Origin of the sequence: uncultured Sanguibacteroides sp. (assembly GCF_900543425.1) — a bacterium.
Classification (GTDB): Bacteria; Bacteroidota; Bacteroidia; order Bacteroidales; family Marinifilaceae; genus Gabonibacter.
This window is the reverse complement of record NZ_UQRQ01000001.1, coordinates 46675-60696: the sequence shown is the minus strand read 5'-3', so window position 1 is coordinate 60696 and position 14022 is coordinate 46675. Positions and strand designations below refer to the sequence as shown.

At 43.5% G+C, this 14022-nt stretch carries 12 protein-coding genes; 2 read left to right on the top strand and 10 right to left on the bottom strand.

From position 1 onward, the window contains the following. Window positions 1-86 precede the first annotated feature (86 nt). From QZR76_RS00195 to htpG, 7 genes are all read right to left on the bottom strand, one after another. On the bottom strand, window positions 87-563 hold the full coding sequence (locus QZR76_RS00195) for a nucleoside deaminase (protein WP_294139345.1): 477 nt from the start codon (window positions 561-563) through the stop codon (window positions 87-89). 32 nt (window positions 564-595) lie between these two features. Beyond that, window positions 596-1516, bottom strand: a complete 921-nt coding sequence (gene lgt / locus QZR76_RS00190) for a prolipoprotein diacylglyceryl transferase (protein WP_294139343.1) — start codon at window positions 1514-1516, stop codon at window positions 596-598. A gap of 78 nt (window positions 1517-1594) precedes the next feature. Continuing rightward, window positions 1595-4879, bottom strand: coding sequence for a preprotein translocase subunit SecA (gene secA / locus QZR76_RS00185; protein WP_294139341.1), 3285 nt, complete (start codon window positions 4877-4879; stop codon window positions 1595-1597). 101 nt (window positions 4880-4980) lie between these two features. Next, window positions 4981-5307: a hypothetical protein gene (locus tag QZR76_RS00180; protein WP_294139339.1), complete on the bottom strand. Its 327-nt coding sequence runs from the start codon at window positions 5305-5307 to the stop codon at window positions 4981-4983. A gap of 74 nt (window positions 5308-5381) precedes the next feature. Then, complete coding sequence (gene upp / locus QZR76_RS00175) at window positions 5382-6035, bottom strand: uracil phosphoribosyltransferase (RefSeq protein WP_294139593.1); 654 nt, start codon at window positions 6033-6035, stop codon at window positions 5382-5384. Between the two features lie 67 nt (window positions 6036-6102). Beyond that, the gene (locus tag QZR76_RS00170) at window positions 6103-6726 is read right to left on the bottom strand and encodes a DUF308 domain-containing protein (RefSeq protein WP_294139337.1); all 624 of its coding nucleotides are present in this window, start codon (window positions 6724-6726) and stop codon (window positions 6103-6105) included. A 109-nt stretch (window positions 6727-6835) separates the two neighbouring features. Continuing rightward, window positions 6836-8887: a molecular chaperone HtpG gene (htpG, locus tag QZR76_RS00165; protein ID WP_294139335.1), complete on the bottom strand. Its 2052-nt coding sequence runs from the start codon at window positions 8885-8887 to the stop codon at window positions 6836-6838. Window positions 8888-9056: 169 nt separating this feature from the next. On the opposite strand from htpG, the gene QZR76_RS00160 reads away from it, so the two are divergent. Then, window positions 9057-10061, top strand: a complete 1005-nt coding sequence (locus QZR76_RS00160) for an AI-2E family transporter (protein ID WP_294139333.1) — start codon at window positions 9057-9059, stop codon at window positions 10059-10061. On the opposite strand, the gene QZR76_RS00155 is transcribed toward QZR76_RS00160, so the two are convergent. After that, window positions 10062-11240, bottom strand: coding sequence for a DUF4468 domain-containing protein (locus QZR76_RS00155; RefSeq protein WP_294139332.1), 1179 nt, complete (start codon window positions 11238-11240; stop codon window positions 10062-10064). A gap of 11 nt (window positions 11241-11251) precedes the next feature. Further along, window positions 11252-11911: a lipocalin family protein gene (locus QZR76_RS00150; RefSeq protein ID WP_294139331.1), complete on the bottom strand. Its 660-nt coding sequence runs from the start codon at window positions 11909-11911 to the stop codon at window positions 11252-11254. A gap of 77 nt (window positions 11912-11988) precedes the next feature. On the opposite strand from QZR76_RS00150, the gene QZR76_RS00145 reads away from it, so the two are divergent. Next, window positions 11989-12150 carry a hypothetical protein gene (locus tag QZR76_RS00145; protein ID WP_294139329.1) on the top strand — a complete coding sequence of 54 codons (162 nt, stop codon included), beginning with the start codon at window positions 11989-11991 and terminating at the stop codon, window positions 12148-12150. Window positions 12151-12197: 47 nt separating this feature from the next. Here QZR76_RS00145 and QZR76_RS00140 read toward each other — a convergent pair whose 3' ends face one another. Then, complete coding sequence (locus tag QZR76_RS00140) at window positions 12198-13895, bottom strand: SUMF1/EgtB/PvdO family nonheme iron enzyme (protein ID WP_294139327.1); 1698 nt, start codon at window positions 13893-13895, stop codon at window positions 12198-12200. Window positions 13896-14022 lie beyond the last annotated feature (127 nt).

The window sequence follows — 14022 nt, the reverse complement described above, 5'->3', positions numbered from 1 at the left end:
TAGGATTATTACATTTCTTTTATATTTTTCTCTAACTTAATCCTTTAAAAGAAATCGACCGAAAAATAAAATTTTCGGTCGATTTGTTAATATGCTGTTTTGTTTTCGTTCTCTTTCCATAGCCGGAACTCCTCCCCGCTTCCCTCTTCCCGTTTATTGATAAAGGGTATAAAACGATTGGGGCCGTCCAAGGCAATCTCTTTATAGATAAAAGAGTCGTCGAACCCGCCGTCGGCAGCATCCTCTTTCGTTGAGGCATAATAGAGGTGATCGGGACGAGCCCAGTAGATAGCACCCAGACACATGGGACAGGGTTCGCAACTGGAATAAATATCGCATCCTTTTAATTGAAAGGAATCCAATTGTTTACAAGCTTTTCGTATGGCATTTACTTCGGCATGAGCCGTCGGATCGTTATCCGGAACAACCGTATTGCCGGAAGTGGCAATAATTTTCCCATCACGTACGACAACCGCCCCAAAGGGTCCTCCTGTTCCGTTTTTCACATTCTCTACGGCAATGCGTATTGCCTCTTTCATAAACTCTTTATCGTATACAGCCATATGAATGAATAGTTATATATGAACGAACTGATTTAATTTCTTACTTTAACTTTTTTCCGACTGCTGTACCATATCATAAACGCACCGAACAAGACAAATGGAATACTCAACCATTGTCCCATCTTCAATGCCATTTCTGCTTCCCAGGGTTCCTGTACCTCCTTAAAGAACTCGATGACAAAACGAGCCGTAAAGATTAATACGAGAAACATCCCGAAAAGATATCCCTGCCTCTCTTTCACCTTCGTTTTCCAATAGAGATGCATAAGTACGGCAAAACTAATCAAATAACAAATTGCCTCGTACAATTGAGCCGGATGTCTGAGAAAATGGAGCCCCGTACGGGTTTTAGCAATAATCCCGTCTTTCAGGTACTGAGCAATCTGTTCCGTGGAGAAGACAGCCTTAATCCACTCGCTATCGTCTACCCGCAAAAAATGAAATCCCCAGGGTACGGATGTCGGTGCTCCAATGATTTCCGAATTCATGAAATTTCCCATACGGATAAAAAATCCCGCCAGAGCGATGGGTACGACAGCTCTATCCAATATCCAGAAAATAGACTTTTTACTCACTTTTTTAGAGTAATACCACAATCCCGCGATAATTCCGATGGCAGCCCCATGACTTGCCAGTCCCTGGTATCCCGTAAAATGAAATCCACCTTCAAAACGTACCGGCAGAATGATCTCAAGAGGATGACTGCTGTAATATCCCCAGTCATAGAAAAAACAATGTCCCAAACGAGCGCCTATCACCGTGGCTATGGCAACATATATCCACAGCTTATCCAGCCATTTCTGACTCAGACCTTCCGACTGGAACATCTTTTCCTCAACCTTATAGCCAAATATAAAGGCCAACGCGAACAACAATCCGTAGTAACGGACAGAAATACCTCCTAAATTAAATATTTCCGGACTTACGTTCCAATCAATATAAAGTGAAATCATGTTTCTGATTTTAAGATTATCTGGAGAATGAAATCCGGAGATCAATCTCGTCAACCTCCGGATTCCTTTATTCGTTTATTACTCTTCTTTTCCGTGGCAATTTTTATATTTTTTGCCACTCCCGCAAGGACAAGGGTCATTACGGCCGACCTTCGGTCCCACGTGCACAGGCTCCTGTTTACGTTGTTCCCGGTTGGCCTGCGGAGCCATATCCGAACGTCCCGTTTTCATCCTACTCAAATCCGTACGTCTCTCTTCGGCCTGACGTACATCTTCGGGTGCTTCAAAAGGAATCTGTCCCTTCATCAACGTGGAGACTACGCTCTTGTTGATCTTGTCGACCATGGATTTAAACAGGTTGAAAGATTCGAATTTATAGATCAATAGCGGATCTTTTTGTTCGTAGGTCGCATTCTGCACGGATTGTTTCAAATCGTCCATCTCTCTCAAGTGCTCTTTCCAGGCATCATCGATATGGGCAAGCATGATTGATTTCTCGTATGCCCGAACCAACTCTTCTCCTCCCGAATGGTAAGCCTTTTCCAAATTGGTAACGACATTATACATCTTTATTCCGTCCGTGAAAGGCACAATAATATTCTTAAACAACTCTCCCCGCTGTTCGAATACATTCTTAATCACCGGAAAAGCCTGACGGGAGATACTTTCCACCTTCCGTGTATAGGTTTCCCGCATCTGCTGGTACAAATCTTCCGTAATATCCGCTCCCGATTTTTTCTGAAAAACTTCAGGAGTAATCTCGTAATTAACGGAAAGATTCTTCAACACGGCCAGACGGAACTCTTCCAGATCGTTTGCCTCTTTATACTCTTCAACCAACCCTTCACATACATCGTACATCGTATTGGCAATATCCACTCCTATCCGCTCGCCCAGCAAGGCATGACGTCTCTTTTTATAGATAACCTCCCGCTGTGAGTTCATCACGTCGTCGTACTCCAACAAACGTTTACGAATACCGAAGTTATTCTCTTCCACCTTCCGTTGAGCCCTTTCAATGGACTTCGTAATCATGGAGTGCTGAATCACATCTCCCTCTTCGTGTCCCAAACGGTCCATCACGCGAATAATCCGTTCGGAGCTGAACAAACGCATCAGGTCGTCTTCCAGAGAAACGAAGAACTGGGAAGACCCCGGATCTCCCTGCCGCCCCGCACGACCGCGCAGCTGACGGTCGACACGACGAGAATCATGACGTTCCGTACCCACGATAGCCAAACCTCCGGCTGCTCTCACCTCCGGGCTTAATTTGATATCGGTACCACGCCCCGCCATATTGGTTGCAATGGTTACCACTTGCGATTGACCGGCAACTGCCACAATCTCCGCCTCCCGTTGATGCAATTTGGCATTCAACACATTGTGTTTGATACCCCTCAACTTCAACATACGGCTCAACAACTCGGAGACCTCTACCGAGGTCGTACCGACCAATACCGGGCGTCCTTCACCCACTAAACGGGTAATTTCATCGATAACGGCATTGTATTTTTCGCGCTTGGTCTTATAAACATAATCATTGGCATCCTTACGAACTACCGGACGGTTGGTCGGAATTACCACCACATCCAATTTATAAATATCCCAGAACTCACCCGCTTCCGTCTCGGCCGTACCGGTCATACCGGCCAGCTTATGGTACATACGGAAATAATTCTGCAACGTAATCGTGGCAAATGTCTGAGTAGCAGCTTCGACCTTTACATTTTCCTTCGCTTCGATAGCCTGGTGCAAACCGTCGGAATAACGACGTCCCTCCATAATACGTCCCGTCTGTTCGTCCACGATTTTTACTTTATTATCGATCACCACGTATTCCACATCAAGCTCGAATAGAGTATAAGCCTTCAACAATTGATTTACCGTGTGTACCCGTTCCGATTTGGCAGCATATCCTTGGATCAGCTCATCCTTTTTAGAAATCTTATCCTCATCCGACAACCCCATCTTATCGATCTCCGCCAGTTCCGAGCCGATATCCGGTAAAATAAAGAAATCAGGATCCTCACCTGCGGCTGTAATCGTATCATGTCCTTTATCTGTCAGATCAATGGAATTTTGTTTTTCATCGATTACAAAATAAAGATCATCGGTAATCTCCGGCATCCGGCGATTATTCTCCTGCATATAGATATTCTCGGTTCTAACCAGAATAGCCTTATTTCCCTGTTCACTCAGGAATTTAATCAACGGTTTGTATTTAGGCAACCCTTTAAAAGCTCTCAGCAAAAGAATCGCTCCTTCATCCACTTTCTTTTTATCATCACTAGCCAAAAGCACTTTTGCTTCATTGAAGATACGGGTCACCAAATCCCGCTGCATTTTGACCAATTTTTCCACACGAGGTTTATACTCGTCAAACATCTGATCGTCCCCTTTGGGTACCGGACCTGAAATAATCAACGGGGTACGGGCATCATCGATCAACACGGAGTCCACCTCATCGACAATGGCGTAATTGTGTTTTCTTTGTACCAGGTCTTCGGGATGAATAGACATATTATCCCTCAAATAATCGAAACCGAATTCATTGTTCGTTCCGAAGGTAATATCCGCCTGATAAGCTTTTCTACGTTCGGGGGAGTTAGGTTCCGTTTTGTCGATACAATCCACGGACAGCCCATGGAACATATAGAGCGGGCCCATCCATTCCGAGTCACGTTTAGCCAGGTAATCGTTCACGGTTACGACATGCACTCCCCGGCCGGTCAAAGCATTCAGGAAAACGGGTAAGGTCGCCACCAGGGTTTTACCCTCTCCGGTAGCCATCTCCGCAATTTTTCCCTGATGTAACACGGCACCACCGATCAACTGTACATCGTAGTGTACCATATCCCAGGTAACCTCGTTCCCTCCCGCTATCCAGGAATTGAAATAGACAGCCTCGTCACCGTCGATTTCCACAAAATCTTTCGTAACGGCTAACTGACGATCGAAATCGTTCGCTTTGACTACAATCTCCTTATTCTCGGTAAAACGTCTGGCCGTATCTTTCATGACGGCAAAAGCCGTCGGCATGATCTCGTTTAAAACCTCTTCTATTTTTTTATCGATCTGTTCTTCCAGCTTATCAATCTTCGCGTAGATATCCTCCCGTTCCTCAATGGAGGGCTTTTCATTTTCGACTTTTGCCTTTAACGCTGCAATCTCTTCTTCTTCCTCCTTTACATAGGCGTGTACCTTAGCTTTCAAATCCGCAGAGAGGGCCCGGAGCTCATCATCGCTTAATTTTTTTACCTTTTCCCACTCGGCATTCACCTTGGCCACAATAGGCAACAACTCTTTTAAATCCCGATCTGATTTATTACCGAAGAGTTGTTTTAATATATCATTAAAACCCATATTTCTTTTGTATTTATGAAAATTGAAATTTATATTAAAAACGGTTTTACACGATTGCGTCATCTATCACAATCAAAAACCATAAAGAATCAAACCTTGAATTACGAGGCTTTTCCGGGAGCCCGGATCGGATTGGCCGTTACATCAGGAGACCCGAAACCGGGAAGCGCAACCAACGAATAAGAAAAATGATCTGCAATTAAATCGGCTATTACCGTTAAGCCTGAGTTTCCAAACATATCAAAAGCCAGTTCATCGACTGACTTTTTCTCTAACGCAACGGTAATAATCTTTTGGGTAGAAGAAATCAACAACCTGTAACTATCCCTTCCGACAGGTACACTTTCATTACGTCCTCCGGAAGGTATTGTCACGACACATCCGGCCACGACATAAAGTGCTGCTAACAGGTATTTATTCATTTCCACAAGCCAAAGATAATACAATAAAGTTAAAAACTAAACGTTAATAGAAAAAGATAGAGAAAAATCGCTTCACTTTCTTATAACTTTTCTCCAAAAGCCAGATCTCCCGCATCTCCGATTCCCGGATCGATATAAGATTTATCGGTCAACCGCTCGTCGACAGCCCCGGTCCACAAAGTAATCGGTTCATCTTTCAATGCTTCGGTCACACGATTCAATCCTTGTCTACTGGTTATAACCGCCGCAATATGGGTATGGGCAGGTTTTCCTCCTTGTTTCAACAACTCACGATAAGCAATTACAAGCGAAGCGCCCGTCGCCAACATGGGATCAACCAGCAGTAGTTGTTTCCCTCTCAGATCCGGCGTATATATCGAATCGAACCGGATCTCAAAACGATGGTCTTCACGGTAAGCTCTTCTCGCCGAAATAAAAGCATTCTCCGCACCGTCAAAATAGTTTAAAAATCCTTGATGAAAAGGGAGCCCCGCTCTCATGACAGAAGCAACAACGACCTTATCGGCCGGCAGCATAACTTCAGCGACATCAATCGGGGTACGTACTTTGCATGTATTGTAACGAAACGTCTTGCTGATCTCGTAAGCCATAATCTCCCCCACCCGTTCCAGATTCCGACGAAAACGCAAAGGATCCTTTTGAATGTTCACATCCCGTAATTCCGCCAAAAAACGATTATAAACCGAATTTTCTTCATTGATTACTTTCACCATGATACTTTGTAGATCTTTTTTTAATTCTGCCACAAAGAAAACAATAAAATTCGAAAACGTGAAAAATTCAATTATCCTCTTTGACCTCTTCGTACTCCGTATCTTCGATCTCTCCACCACCCATCTTCTGTCGTTGTTCTTCCTCTTGTCTCTGTTTACGTAGTTTATTGATATTATGCTGATTGATCAAATCGGTCACTCCGTAAAAAATAGTGGTAATTCCGAAGAAAGTAATGATGCCTTCTTTGGCCGAAAAAGGGTTGGCAAATACAATAAATCCGGCCAACAAAATCAGCACGGGAAACAAATAATTTACAGCAGAGATCGGACCGAATTTCCGTGCGGAAGTCAGTAATACCAACTGTCCGATACCGGCAATAACCAGAATAAATCCCAACAAATACATTAACATATTGGTAAAGAAGTCCGCCATAAACCAGAATAAAAGACCCAGAATAATACTTCCGATTCCATTAAAGGATGTTAATCCTCCAGGAGAATCTTCACCCCTGTCTCTATAAGAGACGATCAAAGACACCAATCCGGTTATAAAAAATACAGCCCCGATGATTTTCACCGTATAGTTCAACACCTCCGTAGGCCATAATACCAGAATAAGTCCTAAAACGATCGCAATAATTGACTTTATTACCGATCTTTTGTAGCTTGTTGAAGAATAAATAATCTGCATAAAGTTATGTATAAAATTATATCCATTATATTTAACGAAGGTAACTCTTTTTTGTTTTCTTATAACAAAAAATAAGCCGGATTTTTTATCCGGCTCATTCTTATGCAAATCATTTAATCAATTCTATGCTTCTCTTTACAAACTTATTCAACGCTTCGCCTTTCAACAGGCCATTAGCGAGAAGAGCCAGGTCTATCAATTGTCCTACGATCTTATTTCCACGTCCATACTCTTCCAACAAAGTCGTTTTTTGCTTCTTCAAATCGGCAATGGTCTTATCATACTCGGCCTTCCGATCTTTATCTACCTGAGGAATTTCGTCCTCCTTCTTTCCTTTATTCAATTCATCCAACTCCGTTTTCTTGCTTTCGGTCTCCTTGATCTCGAAGTTCAGGGGCTCCAATTTAGCCTCCATCTCCTTTTTCTCTCCTTCCAAAACCTCATTGACCAACTTATGGTCCGTGTTTACAACCAGGGTATATTGATCTCCCATCGCTCCGTAGAAGCTCATTCCCGGATTCATGGCCGCCATCTCCTTCATCCGGCGCATAAATTCGGCACGGGTAACGACAACCGGCTCATTATCCTCTCCCATTGCCTCGAAAGAAACCATAAACATACCGTTATCTTTCGGAAGTTGTGAAGAAAAGACGGCACGTAACTCTTCTTGTTCCACGGGACTCCACGTCGTCTCCTTCGTCTCGGATTTCTGAATCAATTTATCAATGACATCCGAATCCACCCGGACAAAACGGTGATCTTGATTTTTTTGCTCCAGGTGATTGATAAAATGAGTATCCAGTTGACCATTCATCAAAAGAACATCATACCCTTTATTTTTAGCCTTCTCAATATAGGTATATTGTTCATGTACGTCCGTAGCATACAAATAAACGACCTTATTATCCTTATCCGTCTGGTTCGGTTTGATCAGGTTCTCGTACTCTTCAAGCGTAAAATATTTTCCGTCGGTATCCCTGAAAAGGAAAATAGCCTTGGCTCTCTCATCAAACTTTTCATCCGTCAACATTCCATATTGGATAAAAATCTTCAAATCGTCCCATTTTTTCTCGTACTCCTCCCTGTTGTTCGAGAAAATATCGCTCAAACTATCTGCCACCTTCTTCGTGATATGATTGGAAATCTTTTTCACGTTACGATCGCTTTGCAGGTAAGAACGGGAAACATTCAAAGGAATATCCGGAGAATCGATCACCCCGTGCAGCAAAGTCAAATATTCGGGAACAATACCTTCTACAGAATCGGTTACATAAACCTGATTCGAATAAAGTTGTATCTTATTTTTTTGTATTTCGAATTTATTGTCAATTTTAGGGAAATACAGGATACCCGTCAGGTTAAACGGATAATCCACGTTCAAATGGATATGGAACAAGGGATCTTGAGCCATCGGATACAGTTGATGATAAAACTTCGAATAATCCTCTTCTTTCAAATCCGAAGGTTTACGTGTCCAGGCCGGGTTAATATCATTGATTACATTATCCTCTTCCGTATCTTTGTATTCTCCGTCTTTCCACTCTTTTTTCTTTCCGAAGATAATCTCGACAGGCAAGAACCGGCAATATTTAGTCAGCAACTCGTTGATCTTATTATCTTCCAGAAAATCTTTCTCCTCTTCATTAATATACATGATAATATCCGTTCCCCGTTCCGCCTTGTCCGTCTCTTCCATCGTGTATTCCGGAGTTCCGCTACAAGACCATTTCACGGCTTTTGCCCCCTCTTTATAGGACTTGGTAACGATCTCCACCTTATCGCTCACCATGAATGAGGAATAAAATCCCAATCCGAAATGACCGATAATTGCCGCTCCGTTATCCTTGTATTTTGCCATAAACTCCTCTGCTCCGGAAAAAGCAATCTGATTTATATACTTCTCCACCTCTTCCCCCGTCATTCCGATACCATTATCGGAAACCGTCAATGTTCCTGCCGCTTTGTCAGCTTTCACTCTTACTTTCAACTCTCCCATTTCCCCTTTGAACTCTCCGTTAGTGGCCAGTACTCTCAGTTTTTGAGAAGCATCCACCGCGTTAGAGACAATCTCTCTCAAGAAAATATCATGATCAGAATATAAAAATTTCTTGATAATCGGGAACAAATCCCCTGTTGAAACACCAATCTTTCCTGTTGACATAGTTCTATATTTTTAATTTAGTTATTTCTGAATTTACGCAATACTTCAGGCAATTGTTATGCCAAATCCCGATAAGTGACGATTTGACAGTTCTTATTACTTTTGTATAACTTTTTTCCTTCGTTTATCGTTAATTAGTCGATATTTATTAAAATAAACAGAAACACTTATGAATACAAAAGAACAATACTGGAAATATTCGCTTATTATGATTATCCTCGTGTTGGGAATCATCCTGTTTATCAAATTTATTCCTTTTTTAAGCGGTATTTTAGGTGCAATAACCATATATATTCTCCTCAGACAACAGATGCTGTACCTAACAGAAAAAAAACATATGAAAAGAGGATTAATGGCATTTCTCATGTTATGCGAAACCATCCTTTGTTTCTTAATTCCGTTATTTCTGGTTATCTGGCTACTTGTTAATCAACTACACGCCATAAATCTCGCTCCCCAAACGCTTATCGCTCCTATTGAACGACTGGCGGATCTTATCCAGCAACACACGGGATATTACGCCTTGAGTAAAGATAATATCGCCTCGATGGTCTCCGTTTTACCCCAAATAGGACAATTCCTCATGGGAAGTATCAGCAGTTTTGCCATGAACGTACTGGTCTTGCTTTTTATACTCTACTTTATGTTAATCGGCGGAACTAAAATGGAAGCCTATTTTAATGATATACTTCCCTTCAACAAAAAGAATTCCCGGAATGTATTGCATGAAATCAACATGATTGTAAAATCCAATGCGATCGGCATTCCCCTGTTAGCCGTTATTCAAGGAGCCATCGCCATGTTAGGATATTATATTTTCGGGACACCCAGCCCGTTGATTTTCGGTATACTGAGTTGTTTCGCAACGATCATTCCCATCATAGGGACAGCATTAATCTGGGTACCATTAGCCTTGTACATGGGGCTAAGCGGAGATTGGGGACATGCGATCGGATTAACCGTCTACGCTATTGTCGTTGTAGCCAATGTAGACAATCTGATCCGTTTCGTCTTGCAAAAGAAAATGGCCGATACCCATCCTTTAATCACGATCTTCGGAGTAGTTATCGGCCTTTCTCTATTCGGCTTTATGGGCGTGATCTTCGGTCCTCTTCTTTTATCCATCTTTATTCTTTGTGTAAATATATTCAAAGAAGAGTACCTGGACAAATGATTACTTCACCCACACGTTTATGATTTCACCGATATAAACTTTATGAAGTTGTTTTCCTGTCCACTTTTCTTTCAATTGCTCGTCGAAGATAGCTTCCGGAGTAATAGACTGAGAAATCATTTTACGACATTCGATAATCATCCATGCCTCGGAAAACGCCTTACTCCCGGAAGGAGTCGTAATCGGAGTTAACCCGCTTTCCTTTACCTTATCGGCATCTTTTCCCGAATGATTCCCACAATACACCAAAGCTTCCCGATAGGCTTCCGTGTAAAAAGAGATCGTGTAAGTATCTCCTTTTTCCATCAGTTGATAGGTATAACGAGTCGGATATATAAAACAAAATGCGACAGGCTTATTGTATAGATATCCCAAACCGCCCCAACTGGCCGTCATCATATTGAACTTTTCATCGTTACCCGCCGTAATCAACGACCAACCTTCCGAAAGCATCTTAATTATATTTCCGGGAATTTTATCCGGAGAGATCTGTTTATAACCTTCCAATTGACCGGATGAATTGGTCACATTGGCAACCATCTCTCTGGCTATTTCAACCGGAGCTACCTCTTTTAACGGAGTATCAGCATTTACTCTTGTCTGACTGACATTTCCTTCCAATACTTTAGCGATATCATCGTACATACGATCGACCAAATCAATCGTATGAATTCTAAATTTACCGGTCGCCCGGATTAATTTATCTTTCTTCTTCGTCAATGTATTTTCATCCGTGATCGTATTCTCGGCCCGTAACAACTCCATGCCGTTCGTACGTCCCGTATTGTACGAGTAGAGAATAGAACTGATCTTCACGTAGCAATTCCCGGAGAAACTCGTCAATGACATTTGATAAGTTATCACAGCCCGGTCCAATGCCAGCAATTTATCGGCAAATACCAAGTATTCCTGTCCCTGGCAAACAATAGTTCCCCCCTCGGGATCCATATATAAAACCCGGCTCTCCAATTCTTTGTTAGCGACGAAACGTTTTTCCGCCCATTGACTCAATTTTTCATAAATTTGATCCCTGGTAAGTCCAGGAGCTTCAATTACTTTAGTAAAAGTAACCACACCATCCACTACCGGAACCGCTCCGGCCAAGTATTTTTTATCGTTTTTTTCTTGTGCAAAAAGTATTGCCGGCACAAACAAAAGTAAAAATAAAAGCTGTTTCATAGATTTATTACTTAATGATAATAAGCAAAGATAGCAGGAGTTAACGATATTTCCGGCTTAGAAGCGTTAAAATTGATCATTTTATTTTTCCCGGGTAAACGCCAGCGTATTATATTATTTCTCGATAGTACCAAGGAATCCGCGTTTAATTTTACAATATTCAATGTATCTTGTCCTTCGAAAGACTGTCCGTTACCTATACTTTTATAACCCAATATCAACACTCTGTTATTCAGATTCCAATCCCGTATCTCTAAGGTAGCCATATTGACAGAGGAAGCTGTCCCGTCCTGGTTCAGCGTAAATCCCTGCCGTTCAGCGGAATCGATCGGATTCGGTTCGAGCCAGGTGCCCTGAATATAATAGTATGGCGAATGCACGGTCACGATAAGTTGCTGTGCTTTTAAAACAGTCCCGTTATTCATCTGTTCTTTTCGATAGGTAATCTTAACGGAATCATCGATCAACACACCGGGAACCTTAGCCGGATCGGTATCCATCGTGCTGATATCGACCGTATCGCCTTTTGTCGTAATTACGACAATATTATTCATCGAAGCATCAAACACGATACCGCTAAGCGTTTGAGCCTTATCCGAAGATTGACAGCCACCCACTCCCAATACGATCAGCAGGGACCAAAACAAAGGCAGGTAAATCACTTTTTTCATATCCAAATTATTTTATCCGTTTTCGTTTCCAGTCATACAAAAATACGAAGATTTCGCGTAAAATCGGCAAAATTCGAATGAATATAGTAAGTGTCTACCCGATAGAACGGAAAGGAAACGAGAGAGGAATATTCACGGCAACTCTATTCCGCATTCACCGGGTTTTTATCCATTGTAATTTGCGGAGTGATGTTTCCCGCCTGCCCTTTTGCTTCGTTCGTCCTCACTCCGCCTTTTAGCAGGCTCGTTTCGCTCAAAGTGTCCGGGGGAATTTCTCCCGGACGAACTAAAGAACAAAGACCACGCGGAAGCCGAAAGTGTAGCTGCAATCGCCGGGGTTCCTGAAGTAGCGAAAAGCCGACCGGCAACGACGAGCAAGATCGTACCAGCCGCCGCCGCGAAGAACGCGTTCAGAACCCGTGTCAGGCCCGGTAGGATCAGTATCAGGAGAATTGTTATAATAACGGTAGTCATACCAATCCGAACACCACTCGTACACGTTGCCGTGCATATCGTACAATCCCCAAGGATTAGCAGCTTTCGCTCCTACCTCATGCGTCGCATTTCTGGAATTAGAATCATACCAGGCGTAATTACCCAAAGTCTCATCAACACCCGTACCGCTATGATCCCAATAGGAATAAGTCGTTGTAGTCCCCGCACGACAGGCATACTCCCATTGCGCCTCGGTCGGCAGGCTACCGCCGATCCAACGAGCAAACTCATCCGCACCGTACCAGGTTACATTAACGACAGGATAATTTTCGTAACCGGCCTGAGGTTTCCAGGAATCATTATCGTATTTCAATCCCCATTGATGTTCACGTATCAATAATTGCCTGCCACCCGTGGCTGTCTCGTAATAACCGGAACCGCTTTCATACCCCACGCCCACGGCGTTCAAAAACGCCGCGTACTGGGCGTTCGTGATCTCGTGTTTGCTCATGTAGAAATCCCGGGTCAATGTTACCTGATGCTGAGTCTCGTCATCGAATCGTCCACTTTCACCTGCCGGACTTCCCATCGTAAAAGTTCCCGCCTTGATAAATACGGTTTCTATATTAATTTCCGTCGCCTCGGACGTGTTCCGGGGGGTTGAAGTCCATCGCCCGATAGACGGCGTTCCGAATACGACACCCGTTTCATTGACAGTTACCGGATAGGTATAGTGATTGCCTTTCTCAAAAACATCATCGTTCGGAAGCGTACCCTCGTATTTTATGCCGCCTATCGTGAATACCACCTTACGCCCGGCACCACTCCCTCGCGGAACGATGATCGCCGAAAACGTCGCGTCGTAACCGTCGGCAGCCGTCGTTGCTTTAAGCATACCGATATTCCCGTTTGCTCCGGCTGTTACCGCCCCGTCCTGCAAAGCCATCGACGCGGAAGCGGGCATCCCCGCTATGGTTGCGCCCGTCAATCCCGCTATGGTTGGGGCATCGAACCCGGTTCCGTGTTTCACGTTGAATGTCACTTTACTCAATACATGATCGAACCCCAGGGAAACAGCCCCCGAAGCCTGATTTTTATTCTGCACTTTGGCGTAAAGCACGTCGATTGCCGCCGGATCGCTCTGGCCGGCTACCGAAATATCGTACTTGTAATCATCCGTGATACTATTGCTATAAGGATAGTAGGCGATAAAGTCCACCGCCGCACCACCTGTCGGGTAATAAATCGGCGTTGAAGTGGTAAGCTCACCGTTGGAGGCATTTACCGTGTACTTCACGTTGGATGCTTCAATATCGGCAGCCTTGGAGAATGTCCCGCCGGTTTTGAGCATAAAGACACCGACCGGATCGTTCTGTTTCCACGAGTCGCCCCCGTTTGTCGTCCGGGTAGTGGCCGTGATACCGGCATTGAAACGTACCGCCGTCTGGTTGCCGTCGCCGGTAATCTCATCCTCTTCGGAACAACCGCCAATGAACAGCAGCCCCGCCATCAACAGCAGCCCGAGAGGAAGTTTTAGTATTGTTGTCATATCTGTACAAGTTTAAAATTTGTTCTCGTTATATATCTATCTTCAATCATTCTCTTTAAAACCGTCCGGTGTTCGAGTTTCGCCATCGGCGATAACCTACTGACAGGGATCGGGAACAGACCGGTTC

Excerpts from the sequence above, each read along its gene's own strand:
- upp (WP_294139593.1), bottom strand. The coding sequence starts at position 6,035 with ATGGTGAAAGTAATCAATGAAGAAAATTCGGTTTATAATCGTTTTTTG.
- QZR76_RS00140 (WP_294139327.1), bottom strand. The coding sequence starts at position 13,895 with ATGACAACAATACTAAAACTTCCTCTCGGGCTGCTGTTGATGGCGGGG.
- QZR76_RS00155 (WP_294139332.1), bottom strand. The coding sequence starts at position 11,240 with ATGAAACAGCTTTTATTTTTACTTTTGTTTGTGCCGGCAATACTTTTT.
- QZR76_RS00145 (WP_294139329.1), top strand. The coding sequence starts at position 11,989 with ATGAATATAGTAAGTGTCTACCCGATAGAACGGAAAGGAAACGAGAGA.
- secA (WP_294139341.1), bottom strand. The coding sequence starts at position 4,879 with ATGGGTTTTAATGATATATTAAAACAACTCTTCGGTAATAAATCAGAT.
- QZR76_RS00160 (WP_294139333.1), top strand. The coding sequence starts at position 9,057 with ATGAATACAAAAGAACAATACTGGAAATATTCGCTTATTATGATTATC.
- htpG (WP_294139335.1), bottom strand. The coding sequence starts at position 8,887 with ATGTCAACAGGAAAGATTGGTGTTTCAACAGGGGATTTGTTCCCGATT.
- QZR76_RS00150 (WP_294139331.1), bottom strand. The coding sequence starts at position 11,911 with ATGAAAAAAGTGATTTACCTGCCTTTGTTTTGGTCCCTGCTGATCGTA.
- QZR76_RS00170 (WP_294139337.1), bottom strand. The coding sequence starts at position 6,726 with ATGCAGATTATTTATTCTTCAACAAGCTACAAAAGATCGGTAATAAAG.
- QZR76_RS00195 (WP_294139345.1), bottom strand. The coding sequence starts at position 563 with ATGGCTGTATACGATAAAGAGTTTATGAAAGAGGCAATACGCATTGCC.
- lgt (WP_294139343.1), bottom strand. The coding sequence starts at position 1,516 with ATGATTTCACTTTATATTGATTGGAACGTAAGTCCGGAAATATTTAAT.